This window comes from Pedobacter aquatilis (genome assembly GCF_030409415.1).
In the GTDB taxonomy this organism is placed as follows: domain Bacteria; phylum Bacteroidota; class Bacteroidia; order Sphingobacteriales; family Sphingobacteriaceae; genus Pedobacter; species Pedobacter aquatilis.
Genome location: NZ_JAUFPW010000036.1, coordinates 116,200 through 128,393, shown reverse-complemented (window position 1 = coordinate 128,393; position 12,194 = coordinate 116,200). Strand labels below are relative to the sequence as shown.

The following is a 12,194-nucleotide window of genomic DNA, read 5'->3' as shown; positions in this document are numbered from 1 at the left end:
TATAATTCTTGGCTACGATTGTATTAACGGTTGCTTGTTGTATCTGGTATTTCAGACTTTAAATATTTGTTTAATAATAAGTTAGTTATGAACTTGTTTCCATCAGCACTCATTTGATAATAAAATGTATCGAACCTTTTTAATCCACTATCTGCCCTTAAGTGTTTGTAGTAGGGTAACAGTACATTAGAACGAAATATATCTTTAGAGTTATTGCCGTTCACATAAAAGCTAACATTTGATTGTGAGGATACCAAATTTAAGGCCTCAAGATAAGATTGTTCGTTTATTAATAACTTATTGTTCTTGTAGCTATTTAAAAATGATTCAATTGTACTTGCATTATTAGCAAAAACTAAGTTGTTATCAATAATTGTGTAATAAGGTCGGCTGAATTTTTTTAGTGGCGCACCAAAAAAAGCGTATAATATTTCCGGTTGTTTAAATACTTTAATCTCGTCGTTATAATCTGTACTAACATCCAGTAGAAGTTGTTTAACTTTTTCTCCATTGGATAAGGATATTGCGCCAAGCTTTTCAGCAGTGCTTAATTGAAAGCAGATAAATTGATTTTTAGTATAAGTATTAAATATGGAACTCAAGTCAACCCTGTAATCATTTTTTACACTATTTATTACGTTTTCAGTTTTTTTAATATCATTTAAGGATGCTTGCCAAGCACTTAATTTATTTCTCCAATTTTCATATTTATCAAAAGCATAAACAGTATAATTAGCTGTATTGTAAGGTAATATATTGGTTATAGAAATATCTTGATTAGGTATTTGTTCAAAAAGTTTTAAGTAATTATCAGCGTCTTTTAATTCTGTAGTTCCATTAAAAAGAATCTTTTCCTTGCTAAAATTATAACTCAATGATGCGAAGCTATTTTGCTTATCAAGAACTGATATTTCTCCACTTATATTACCTGCAAGAATATTTTTTAAAAGTAAGGGTGCCTTATTGTAGTTAATATAAATTTGCCCTAAAACATTTTTGTTTTGAGTATTATTTAGTTTAATATATTCTGTGAAAGGGTTTTCAGTTAACCGAACCGCTGCATCAATTATTAGTTTTTTTGATGTAGATGCTGTAATAACCTGATTTTGTATGCCGATGAATAAAGCTAAGCTATCATTAAGGCTAACCTTGTAAATGTTATTGCCTTCGTTATTAACTGGATATTTATTCTTTAAAAGGTTAAAAATGTTTCTAAATGTCTTGTCTGGTTGTATTTGAACTGTAATCAAGAAATTAAGTGTTTTTTCTTCATCTGGCAATACACTCAAATAAATTTCTTGGTTAGAAATAGAACCATTAAGCGATGGATCTTGTACGAAGTATGATTTTAAACTTTTAAGTAGGTTATTTTTTTGTGCTCCTAAAACTTGCTGAATTAGGTTTTGACCTTCAATAATCTGATAAAAACTTTTATCGTTTTGGAATGCAAATATCAATGCTGCATTATTTGTAGCAGATTGAAGTGCAAGGTCTTTAGCATTATTTTCATTGCTCAATTTCGAAAAGTACAGGTATGTCATAAAGGCAACTCCTGTTACTAATACAATTAAAATAACTAAAATTTTTTTCATGTGTTTATGCAACAAATTTAAATTATTACATCCACTTGTGCTAAGTTCTTACTCATTTTATTAATTTAGCAATCGCTTTAAGCTAAAATTTATATGAACAAACGTATTATACTTACTGCATCTTTTTTTGGCGCAATTGCTGTTTTGCTTGGTGCTTTTGGTGCACATGGTTTAAAAGCAACAATTGATGCTCCATCATTAGAAATTTGGCAGAAAGGTGTTGAATACCAATTTTACCATACGTTTGCACTTTTGTATTTATCAACCTTTGCAAGATATAGAAACAAGCTTATTAACATCGCATATTTTTGTTTTACCTTTGGAATAATTCTTTTTTCAGGTTCTTTATACTTGTTAGCTAGCCGAACCATTTTAAATATTTCTTTTGTTGATTTTATTGGTCCTATTACCCCGATAGGAGGTTTGCTTTTTGTTTTAGGCTGGATAATGTTATTCTTCGCCGCTTTAAAGGATAAATAATGATTGCTTTCGAACCTGATATTTTTGCAGAAAGAGAAACGCTTTTTGTAGAGGTAATCTTGCCTTTATCTTTGGCAAAAAACTACACTTACCGCATTCCTTTTGATTTAAATAGCCAAGTTGAGATTGGTAAAAGAGTAGTAGTGCAGTTTGGTAAGCATAAAATTTATACAGCCTTAATTAGTAACATTACGACCATTCCGCCAACGGTTTATGAAGCAAAATATATAATTGATATTATAGATGCAGAACCTGTGGTGACACCATTACAGCTAAAGTTTTGGCAGTGGATGACTGATTATTACATGTGTAATGAAGGTGATGTAATGGCTGCCGCTTTGCCGGCAAGTTTAAAATTAGCAAGTGAAACAATATTAATACTTCGGGATGATTATGATGAAACTACTTCAGTTACAGAAAAGGAAGAAATTATAATCTCCACTTTAAAAAAGCAACAACGATTAACAGTTAACGATGTATCTAAACTTCTCGGACAGAAAAGTATTTACCCAATAATTAATCAGCTATTAGCAAAAGAACTTATTCTTGTTGCCGAAGAAGTTATTCAAAAATATAAACCATTGTTAAAATCATTTATAATTCTTAACGATTTTTATAATGATGAAGAGAATTTAAAGCAACTTTTTGCGCTATTAGAAAGAGCGCCGAAACAATTAGATGCATTATTGGGCTACTTAAAATTAAACAAAGCTGGTTTACCAATTTCTAAAGAAGACCTTTTAGAGGAAAGTAATTGTGGAGCCGGCGCTTTAAAGGCATTAACTGATAAAGAAGTTTTTACTGTTTTAAAAAGACCTGTAAGTAGATTGAGTGCTAATGACGATGATTTCAGCATCAACTTCAATTTGAATGATAGTCAGCAAAATGCGTTAAGTAAAATTAACGAATCCTTTCTTGAGAAAGATGTTGTGCTATTACATGGTGTAACTGCATCGGGGAAAACACAAGTTTATATCAAATTAATAGAAAATATTATTAATAATAGTGATGGTCAGGTTCTTTTCCTTTTACCTGAAATTGCTCTAACTACGCAAATTGTTGAGCGTATTAAGAAATATTTTGGCAATTCAATTGGTGTTTATCACTCAAAATTTAATAATAGCGAAAGAGTAGAAATTTGGAACAAGGTTAAGCAAAACGCTTTTAAAGTTGTTTTGGGTGCAAGGTCGGCTGTATTTTTACCATTTCAAGATTTAAAGCTAATTGTGATTGATGAAGAACATGAGCCATCCTACAAACAATACGACCCCGCACCTCGCTATCAGGCACGAGATTCTGCAATATATTTATCGCATTTGCATAAAGCAAAGGTTGTTTTAGGTTCCGCTACGCCATCTTTAGAAAGTTATTATAATGCTTTGAATGGAAAATATGGCTTGGTAGAGATGCATGAGCGTTTTGGTGGCGTTAAACTTCCAAATCAGCAAGTTGTAAGTATTTCTGAAGAAACTAAACGAAAAACAATGGTTTCTTACTTCTCGAGTGTGCTTATTAAGGATATTGATTTGGCACTGAGTAAAAAGGAACAAATTGTACTTTTCCAGAATAGAAGAGGATACGCAACAATTTTAATTTGCGCAACCTGCGGTTACACGCCGAAGTGTGTGAATTGTGATGTAAGTTTAACCTATCACAAAAGCAGTGGTAAATTACATTGTCATTATTGCGGCTATCAGCAAAGTAGCGTAAATATTTGCCCGGCTTGTGGTTCTGTCCACGTTGAGCAGAAAGGTTTCGGTACAGAACGCATCGAAGAAGAATTGCGTTTATTGTATCCGGAAATTACCATTGCCCGTTTGGATATGGATACTACACGAACTAAAAATGGTCTGCAGCAAATCTTGTCTGATTTTCAAGATAAAAAAACTGACATTTTAATTGGTACTCAAATGGTTGCCAAAGGGTTAGATTTTGATAATTTGAGTTTAATCGGCGTAATAAATGCCGATACTTTACTTGGCTATCCTGATTTTAGAGCATACGAAAGAAGCTATCAATTATTAGCACAAGTGGCAGGTAGGGCAGGTAGACGAGCAGAACAGGGAAATGTTTGTATTCAAACTTACGATGCTGATAACCGAATCATTAAGCAGGTGGTTGAGAATGATTATCATGGAATGTATAATGATGAGATTTTGGAACGTGAAAAATTTCTATATCCACCATTTTCAAGAATGATTTTTCTTTACATTAAGCATAAAGATTCAAATGTTCTGGATAATGCTTCACTTGCACTCGCTCAAACACTTAAAGCAAAATTTGGTCCACGAGTTTTAGGCCCAGAACAGCCTCTGGTAAGCCGGGTAAGAAACCTCTACATTAAGCAAATAATTATTAAAGCTGATAAACATACCGCAATTAATAAAGTGAAAGCTGTATTAAGAGAAACCCTTACCCAGTTTAATGCAACAAAAGATTTTAAAAGTGTGATTACTCAGATCGATGTAGATCCTTATTAGTTTTTGCTGTTAAAATTAAATTGTATTCCAGCTGATACAGGATTTAATAAAAACTCCCATTTGTTATAGGTGTTAATCGTTCGCCCTGTTAGGTTAGGTTGTGTAATATCTTGCTTTTCGTAAGAGTAATTAAAATCCAAGCTGCTCTCAGCAAAAATAGAAAGATTAGGAATAATATTAATCTTAAGGCCCAATGAAGGACTCATTACTAAACCATTTTTAGTAGCATCTGCAGATTGATTGCTTGTAGCCACACTTGAATTAGCAGGATTTAACATACCCGTAAAACGATTTGAACGATAGCCAACATCAAAAGCAAAATAAGGTTGCACACGAGAATAATTGAAATTCTTTTCAAACCCAATTTTGAATGAATAATCTGTTACTTTTCCTCTTGCAATTTCACAGGTTTCGCAGGTATTCTGAAAACTTACATCTTTATCTCTAAAATAATTTGCACTAATTCTATAACTAATCTGGTTATCATTAAATTTTAACATTAAACCATTACCTGCCATTTTGGTGTAATCTTGAGCATTAGTTTGGTTTAATATTTTTGGTAATTGCATTAAACTATAGCCCCTTACTGCAAGTGAATAGTTGAAATCTGCACTTGTTTGTGCATAAGTTGTAGCGGCTGCAAATAAAGATAGAATACTTAAAATTATTTTTTTCATTTAAGAGAGGATAGATTATTATTACATTTTGTAAATTCAAAAGTAGAAATAATTATTAATTAACAACGAATATTCTGATTTAACATATATAATTACATAATTTAATATTGATAATTATCTGAAAAAATTAACTTTTGATTTACTGGGACTTATAAAATGTTAGAAAATATTAGAACGTATCCCGACAGAAAAACGCTACTTTTGAAACTTCATGGCCTATAAATTTGTTGATAACTACCGGGAAAGAGGTGCGAGAAAGAAACTTGTAGAATTGTTAAAATCTCGCGGTATTGAAGATGAAAATGTACTTAAAGCAATAGGTAAAGTTCCTCGTCATTTTTTTTTCGATGAAACATTTTGGAATCAAGCATACAAGGATATTGCCTTTCCAATAGGGGATGGTCAAACTATTTCTCAGCCATATACTGTAGCGTATCAAAGCGAATTACTTTACATCAGAAAAGGTGATAAAGTCTTGGAGATTGGCACGGGTTCTGGTTACCAAACCTGTATTTTGTTAGAACTTGGCGCAAATGTATTTACAATAGAGCGCCAGGAAAATATATATAATCGAACTATCCAAATTTTACCTGGAATGGGTTATCGACCAAAATTCTATTGTGGCGATGGTTCGAAAGGTATTGCTGAGGAAGCGCCTTACGACAAAATAATTGTTACTGCTGGTGCACCTTTGGTGCCTGAAATTTTATTGAAACAGCTAAAAGTTGGCGGTATTTTAGTTATTCCGGTAGGAGATGAGCATACCCAAAAAATGGTTACTGTAATTAGGGTTAGCGAAACCGATTACGAAAAAATTGTGCTTGATACCTTTAGATTTGTGCCATTGGTAGGCGACCAAGCGTGGTAGGTTAGTTCATTAGTTATTAGTTATCGGGTTTTATAAATTAAAAAGCAAAATCCTTGAAATATTGAAGCTTAAACTACTTACGAATGAACAAGTGAAACAATGTAATAACTAAATTTTCATTGCTCTATCTAGTTCCCTTTTCGAATCTCGTTCTTTAATACTATCTCTTTTATCGAATTCCTTTTTACCTTGAGCAAGTGCAATTTCAATTTTTGCAAAACCTCTTTCATTTACAAAAATCCTCAGCGGAACAATGGTATAGCCCTTTTCTTCACCTTTGACTTTTAATTTTCTAATTTCTTTCTTTTGCAAAAGAAGCACCCTATCTCTTTTAATATCGTGATGATAGAAAGAACTGTGGCTATATTCAGAGATATGAAGATTTCTTATATAAAGGTTTCCACCGATGAACATACAGAAAGCATCAGTCATATTAGCCTTGCCCTGTCTAATCGCTTTAATTTCAGTGCCTAAAAGTGCTAATCCGGCAACATATTTATCAATGATATTATAATCAAAATAGGCTCTTTTATTTTTTATATTGATGTCGTTTTTCAAAATTTATTGTATTAAAACTGCTTTCAAATCTTTTTATATAAAAACAGTGGGATGCAAATATCCAAAAAATTGCGTTATTATTTTGTTTAAAATTATTTCTAATGTTCTGTTAGTGTAAAACTCAAATTATAATTGTATTGTTCGCAAATAAAAAATTATGTTTGAGTTTATTTATTCAATATGAAGTTTAGAAACCTTTTTTTTGTTTGTTTAATTATATTCGCTTTTGGAGCTAGTGCACAACAGCCTGCCTATTTACCTCAATTTAAATTTTTTAAGCTAGATGGTAAGCCATTCTCTAATGTAAATGTAAATCAGGCTAAAAAAACTTTGTTTATTCTTTTTGATGCTACTTGCGAGCATTGCCAGAGAGAAGCTGCAGAATTAAATAAATCTTACGCAAAATTCAAAAATGTAAACATTTACATGGTTACTCTGGATGAATCTATTTCTATTCAAAAGTTTTTTGGAACTTATGCGCCCGGTTTAAACTTAAAACCCAATGTTGTGGTTTTACAAGATAAAAACCGGACTTTTATTCCAACTTTCTTACCAACCAAATACCCGGCAATGTATCTTTATTCTACCAATGGTAAATTATTGGTATTTGGCGATGGCGATGGCGGCATCAAAAAGATTATGAGATCTATCGGATAATCAATACCGGTATATTTACACGGTGTCTTACGGCATCAACGGTTGTTCCGAAGATTAAGTCTTTCAACCCTTTATGTCCGTGAGCACCCATTACCAAAAGTTCTAATTCATTCTTATTACTGATGTTTGCAATGGCCTTTGCAGTACCTCCAAATCCAATAAAGGTTGTAGAATCGTAACCTAAATCTGCAAGGTTAACTTTGTATTTCTCCAAATTTTCAGCATCACTTTTAGTTTCATGGTCCATAACTTTATCTCCGTGATAACGGGCAGCAGCAGTTTCAACAACGTGAATAAGGAAGTATTGGGCGTCTTTACCACCCTGAATTAATGCATGCCTAATGGTGTTTCTATCATTCTTTGAGAAATCTACTGCAATACCAATTCTTTTATAACTGATTTTATCAATTTTCCCAATATCTAAAGCCTCACCATGAGGAACCATTTGTTTTTCATGATTTCTCTTATCCAATAATGGATGGAAGAAAACATACAAAAGCAACAAAACAGTTAATGTTACAGCCGGAATAATTATTGCATAAACCCACCATTCATTATTATCTTTTGTCCAGCCACTAATTTCTTCAATTACCAATTTTACGTTTAGCGCAATAATAACTGCTGCGCTGGTCCATGCTAAAATTTTTACCCAAGTTTTAATGGCGAAATCTTTCATCAGCTTTTTATCCGATGTAAAGTGGATTAAAGGAATTATGGCAAAACCCAATTGCAAACTCAAAACTACCTGGCTTAATACTAATAATCCGCCTAAGGCATCATCTCCATAATGTAAAATGGTAAAGAATGCAGGTATTATTGCTAAAAGTCTGGTAATTAATCTTCGTAACCAAGGTTGAATACGCAGGTTGATGTGGCCTTCCATTACAATTTGCCCAGCCAACGTACCAGTTACCGTAGAGCTTTGTCCGGCTGCAATTAATGCAATAGCAAATAAGGTTGGTGCAATGTTTCCGAAAATGTTGGATAGTAATTTATGAGCATCCTGAATTTCGGCAACTTCGTGTAAACCATTTTTATAAAATGCCGCTGCTGCCAGAATTAATATAGCTGCATTTACAAAAAAGGCAAGGTTTAATGCAACCGTTGTATCAATTAAGTTAAATTTAAGTGCTTCTTTAATGCCTTTATTTGTTCGCTCAATTTTTCGGGTTTGTACCAATGATGAGTGGAGATAAAGATTATGAGGCATAACCGTAGCGCCAATAATTCCAATTGCGATATAAAGTGCATCGCCACCTAAAACTGATGGCTCAAAACCCTTTACAACTTCTTTTAAAGATGGCTCAACAATAAACATCTCTACTAGAAAGGAAATACCAACAATGAAAACCATGGATACGATAAAACCTTCCATTGCCCTCATGCCTTTATTAAGTAGAAATAATAATAATATTGTATCAAAGATAGTTATAGAGATTCCCCATATTAGGGGTAAATCGAAAAGTAGCTGCAAACCTATAGCCATGCCGATAATTTCAGCTAAATCGCACGCTACAATTGCAGTTTGTGCTAGCATGAATAGCGGAATGTTTGCCCATCTTGGATATGCATGCTTTGACGCTTGTGCCAAATCCAATCCTCTCACAATGCCCAATCTTGCACTTAGGGATTGCAGGAGCAGGGCAATTAAGTTAGACATCAACAATACCCAGATTAATTGGTAGCCAAATTTGCTTCCGCCTGCTAAATCAGTTGCCCAGTTTCCAGGGTCCATATAGCCCACACTAATTAAATATGCCGGACCAATAAAAGATAATATTCTACGCCAGCCTTTTCTTTTATTGGTATCAACGCTTTGGTGTACTTCGCTAAGCGATTCAGATTTTGCCATTATTGCTAATTAGGATATGTTTAGCCACTTCTCTGCTAATATTAATTTGTTTCTCGTTTACCAATATTTCAACCGATCCATCAAAATCTGTTATATCGGTAATTTGTATTCGTTTGCCCAGGGTTAGTCCTGATTTCTCCAAATACTTCAAAAACGGAGAACTATGCTGACTAACTCCAGTTATTGTTCCAGATTCCCCAATTTTAAGCTCTATTAGTTTAATAAATTGAGTTTTAGCAAATGTTCCATTCTTATCAGGAATAGGGTCGCCATGCGGGTCAGATTTTGGAAAACCTAAAAACTCATCTAATCTTTCAATTAAATCTACTGATTTTATATGTTCAAGTTCTTCTGCAACGTCATGAACTTCATCCCATTTAAAGTTTAATTTATCGACCAAAAAAACTTCCCAAAGCCGATGTTTTCTAACAATGCTAATGGCAGCATGTTTTCCTTTTTCAGTTAAAGTTACGCCTTGGTATTTTACATAATCAACCAGCTCTTTCTCTGCAAGCTTTTTAATCATATCGGTTACCGATGCTGGTTTAGTTTGAATTTGCTCTGCAATAGCATTTGTTTGAACGTTGGTTGTTTTTTGCGCTAAATGATAAATTACTTTTAGATAATTTTCTTCCGTAAAACTTTGCATTTATGTTTATCTAATTATATTTTTAGGTAAATCTAAAAAAAATATTTTAAAATATATATGATAAATTATGTTAAAATTTAGAATATAATTTGGTTATGTTTGTGTTCTCATTACCTTTAACACATATGGCATCAGAATTAGACAAAATTGATTTTAGAATTTTAAAGATTTTACAAGAAAACGGTAGAATCACAAATCTCTTGTTATCTCAAGAAATCGGACTTTCTCCTGCACCAACATTAGAAAGGGTGCGCAAATTAGAAATGGCTGGTTTCATCAAAAGCTATCATGCTTTGGTTGATGAGGAAAAGCTTGGTTTGGGTATCAAAACTTTCATCCAAATTCAATTAGATTTTCATAAGAATAATACGATTCAAATCTTTTTGGATGAAGTAAACCAGATTAAGGAAATTACGGAATGCCACCACGTTACCGGACAAGCAGATTTCTTGCTGAAGGTTTATGTTAAGGATATTAAGGCTTACGAACGTTTAATTATGGATAAAATCAGTAAAATTTCGGTTGTGAAAACTTTCCAAACGATGATGATTATGTCTACAACTAAAAAAGAACCAATCGTGCCGTTGGAGTATTAATATTAGTATTTTTACCATCTTAGAAATCTAAGAACATCTAAGTTTGGAGATAGTTAATCTTATGAAATTCTTCTATACAAATCATTAATAAAGGATTTTTTACCCTCAGCAACTATGTTCAAACAGTTGAATTAATGAGTAAACCGCAGGGTGCGTTCAAAAGTTTCATATATATTAGAATCTGTGCCTGGTGTATGGGTAATATTTTCTCTACAGATTTTAGTTCTAAAATCAAGCAATTCTCTATTAATAAGTCGGCTCTAATTATAGTATCCATTAATAGATCTTTATACTCAACAACAATAGGTTGTTCATTAATGAAATTTATATTTTGAAGTTGAAGTTCTCTTATTAAGCATTTATGGTAAATACTTTCTAACAAACCTGGACCAAGTGCTTTATGAACTTCTATGCAAGCCCCTGTAACTTTGTATTCTAATTATCAAGAAATTTTTTATCAATCATTATAATCCAATTAAGTATAAACTTCGGGATGATTATATGATTATTCTAAGCTGAGTCAGCTGTACTAAGATGTTGAAAAATTATTGCAACTTCCAATCTACAGGAGTTAAATTATTTTGGATTAACAATTGATTTGCTTTCGAGAAATGTTTTGAACCAAAAAAACCATTGTATGCAGAGAAAGGTGAGGGGTGTGCTGCAGTTAAAACATAGTGTTTCTTTTGGTCGATAAGTGATGCTTTTTGTTGTGCATACTTGCCCCAAAGTAAAAACACGATATGCTCTTTTTTATCAGATAGTGATTTTATAATTTCATCAGTGAAAAATTCCCATCCTCGATTTTGATGTGAACCAGCTTCTGATGCCCGCACAGTAAGTGTAGCGTTAAGTAATAAGACACCTTGCTCTGCCCAACTGGTCAAATGTCCATGTGTGGGCGTTTTAAATCCGTCAATATCGGTTTCTAATTCTTTATAAATGTTTTTTAATGATGGTGGAATGGCAACTCCCTTTTGAACCGAAAACGATAATCCGTGGGCCTGGCCAATTCCATGATATGGATCTTGGCCCAGTATTACAACCTTAACTTTCTCAAAAGGAGTTGTATTTAAAGCATTAAAAATGTCTGCTCCTTTAGGATAAACATTATTTCCTTTTTCCTTTTCTTCTAACAGAAAGGCTTTAAGGCTTTTCATGTAATCTTTTTCAAACTCATCATTCAAAACAGCTAACCAACCAGGTTCTAAAGCAGCAGACATATATTTAATAAATTTATTTTAGTTGAATTACTTTTTTGATTTAAGTATTGCTAACAAATCGCCTTCTAAAGTTGTTTTTGGATGTTCGACAATTCTGCCAATCTCATTACCTTTTTTATCGAGTACAATAAATGTAGGAACATTCGTGATGTTTAATCCATCTATAATTCCATTTTCAGCTTTTTTACTGCCGTCTACAGCAATTATTTCTGTGCTTTTCTCTTTAAATTGTAACGCATCCAAAATTTTAAAAAAGTTAGGCACATTTACTTTGCTATCTCCACACCAGGTTCCTAAAATAACTTTAATACGTTCTTTACCAATAAGCTTTTTAAGTTCTATTATTGTTGCGGCATCCGGAACGTACGCTTCATATAATGGATCGTACATTTCTTTAAATTCTGGAAAGGAAACCAATCCCTCACGAGTACATGAATTTATCAAGATATCTTTGTTGTGAACTTTATCGTGTATTTTTTTATTTACTTCTTGTGCAGAAACATTCATTGCAATAATTATTAGGGTAATTGATAAGAAAATTTTCATGTTAATTTGATGGTTT

At 32.7% G+C, this 12,194-nt stretch carries 13 protein-coding genes; 5 read left to right on the top strand and 8 right to left on the bottom strand.

Annotated features, from left to right (window positions below):
- Positions 1-23 precede the first annotated feature (23 nt).
- Positions 24-1,592, bottom strand: a complete 1,569-nt coding sequence (locus QWY86_RS18875) for a hypothetical protein (RefSeq protein WP_290244405.1) — start codon at positions 1,590-1,592, stop codon at positions 24-26.
- 93 nt (positions 1,593-1,685) lie between these two features.
- Here QWY86_RS18875 and QWY86_RS18870 point away from each other — a divergent pair, with 93 nt between their 5' ends.
- Entirely contained in the window at positions 1,686-2,072 is a 387-nt protein-coding gene (locus QWY86_RS18870) for a DUF423 domain-containing protein (protein ID WP_290244404.1), read from the top strand.
- Positions 2,072-4,552 carry a replication restart helicase PriA gene (gene priA / locus QWY86_RS18865; protein WP_290244403.1) on the top strand — a complete coding sequence of 827 codons (2,481 nt, stop codon included), beginning with the start codon at positions 2,072-2,074 and terminating at the stop codon, positions 4,550-4,552. The genes QWY86_RS18870 and priA overlap by 1 nt, the downstream gene beginning before the upstream one ends.
- Here the strand turns inward: priA and QWY86_RS18860 are convergent.
- Positions 4,549-5,229 carry a hypothetical protein gene (locus tag QWY86_RS18860; protein ID WP_290244400.1) on the bottom strand — a complete coding sequence of 227 codons (681 nt, stop codon included), beginning with the start codon at positions 5,227-5,229 and terminating at the stop codon, positions 4,549-4,551. The genes priA and QWY86_RS18860 overlap by 4 nt on opposite strands.
- Before the next feature lie 211 nt (positions 5,230-5,440).
- Between QWY86_RS18860 and QWY86_RS18855 the strand changes: the two genes are divergently transcribed.
- Positions 5,441-6,097 carry a protein-L-isoaspartate(D-aspartate) O-methyltransferase gene (locus tag QWY86_RS18855; RefSeq protein ID WP_290244398.1) on the top strand — a complete coding sequence of 219 codons (657 nt, stop codon included), beginning with the start codon at positions 5,441-5,443 and terminating at the stop codon, positions 6,095-6,097.
- 108 nt (positions 6,098-6,205) lie between these two features.
- On the opposite strand, the gene smpB is transcribed toward QWY86_RS18855, so the two are convergent.
- Positions 6,206-6,655, bottom strand: a complete 450-nt coding sequence (gene smpB / locus QWY86_RS18850; protein ID WP_290244397.1) for an SsrA-binding protein SmpB — start codon at positions 6,653-6,655, stop codon at positions 6,206-6,208.
- Between the two features lie 180 nt (positions 6,656-6,835).
- On the opposite strand from smpB, the gene QWY86_RS18845 reads away from it, so the two are divergent.
- Positions 6,836-7,312 (top strand): TlpA family protein disulfide reductase, encoded by a 477-nt coding sequence (locus tag QWY86_RS18845; protein ID WP_290244395.1) that lies wholly within the window; start codon positions 6,836-6,838, stop codon positions 7,310-7,312.
- On the opposite strand, the gene QWY86_RS18840 is transcribed toward QWY86_RS18845, so the two are convergent.
- Together QWY86_RS18840 and QWY86_RS18835 are read right to left on the bottom strand one after the other, a co-directional pair.
- Positions 7,302-9,164: an Nramp family divalent metal transporter gene (locus QWY86_RS18840; RefSeq protein WP_290244393.1), complete on the bottom strand. Its 1,863-nt coding sequence runs from the start codon at positions 9,162-9,164 to the stop codon at positions 7,302-7,304. The two genes, QWY86_RS18845 and QWY86_RS18840, sit on opposite strands and share 11 nt — an antisense overlap.
- Positions 9,151-9,813, bottom strand: coding sequence for a metal-dependent transcriptional regulator (locus tag QWY86_RS18835; protein WP_290244391.1), 663 nt, complete (start codon positions 9,811-9,813; stop codon positions 9,151-9,153). Before QWY86_RS18835 ends, QWY86_RS18840 begins: the two co-directional genes overlap by 14 nt.
- Positions 9,814-9,938: 125 nt before the next feature.
- Between QWY86_RS18835 and QWY86_RS18830 the strand changes: the two genes are divergently transcribed.
- Positions 9,939-10,409, top strand: a complete 471-nt coding sequence (locus QWY86_RS18830) for an Lrp/AsnC family transcriptional regulator (protein ID WP_231459874.1) — start codon at positions 9,939-9,941, stop codon at positions 10,407-10,409.
- 118 nt (positions 10,410-10,527) lie between these two features.
- Here the strand turns inward: QWY86_RS18830 and QWY86_RS18825 are convergent, their stop codons facing one another.
- The 3 genes from QWY86_RS18825 to QWY86_RS18815 all read right to left on the bottom strand — a co-directional run bounded on the left by QWY86_RS18825 (position 10,528) and on the right by QWY86_RS18815 (position 12,178).
- Complete coding sequence (locus QWY86_RS18825) at positions 10,528-10,791, bottom strand: GxxExxY protein (protein WP_290244386.1); 264 nt, start codon at positions 10,789-10,791, stop codon at positions 10,528-10,530.
- A gap of 163 nt (positions 10,792-10,954) precedes the next feature.
- Positions 10,955-11,632 (bottom strand): uracil-DNA glycosylase, encoded by a 678-nt coding sequence (gene ung, locus QWY86_RS18820; protein ID WP_290244384.1) that lies wholly within the window; start codon positions 11,630-11,632, stop codon positions 10,955-10,957.
- A gap of 27 nt (positions 11,633-11,659) precedes the next feature.
- Positions 11,660-12,178, bottom strand: a complete 519-nt coding sequence (locus QWY86_RS18815; RefSeq protein ID WP_290244383.1) for a thioredoxin family protein — start codon at positions 12,176-12,178, stop codon at positions 11,660-11,662.
- Positions 12,179-12,194: the final 16 nt, after the last annotated feature.

Coding starts and splice junctions, on each gene's coding strand:
- priA (WP_290244403.1), top strand. CDS start 2,072: ATGATTGCTTTCGAACCTGATATTTTTGCAGAAAGAGAAACGCTTTTT.
- QWY86_RS18845 (WP_290244395.1), top strand. CDS start 6,836: ATGAAGTTTAGAAACCTTTTTTTTGTTTGTTTAATTATATTCGCTTTT.
- ung (WP_290244384.1), bottom strand. CDS start 11,632: ATGTCTGCTGCTTTAGAACCTGGTTGGTTAGCTGTTTTGAATGATGAG.
- QWY86_RS18855 (WP_290244398.1), top strand. CDS start 5,441: ATGGCCTATAAATTTGTTGATAACTACCGGGAAAGAGGTGCGAGAAAG.
- QWY86_RS18835 (WP_290244391.1), bottom strand. CDS start 9,813: ATGCAAAGTTTTACGGAAGAAAATTATCTAAAAGTAATTTATCATTTA.
- QWY86_RS18830 (WP_231459874.1), top strand. CDS start 9,939: ATGGCATCAGAATTAGACAAAATTGATTTTAGAATTTTAAAGATTTTA.
- QWY86_RS18840 (WP_290244393.1), bottom strand. CDS start 9,164: ATGGCAAAATCTGAATCGCTTAGCGAAGTACACCAAAGCGTTGATACC.
- QWY86_RS18815 (WP_290244383.1), bottom strand. CDS start 12,178: ATGAAAATTTTCTTATCAATTACCCTAATAATTATTGCAATGAATGTT.
- QWY86_RS18875 (WP_290244405.1), bottom strand. CDS start 1,592: ATGAAAAAAATTTTAGTTATTTTAATTGTATTAGTAACAGGAGTTGCC.
- QWY86_RS18870 (WP_290244404.1), top strand. CDS start 1,686: ATGAACAAACGTATTATACTTACTGCATCTTTTTTTGGCGCAATTGCT.
- QWY86_RS18860 (WP_290244400.1), bottom strand. CDS start 5,229: ATGAAAAAAATAATTTTAAGTATTCTATCTTTATTTGCAGCCGCTACA.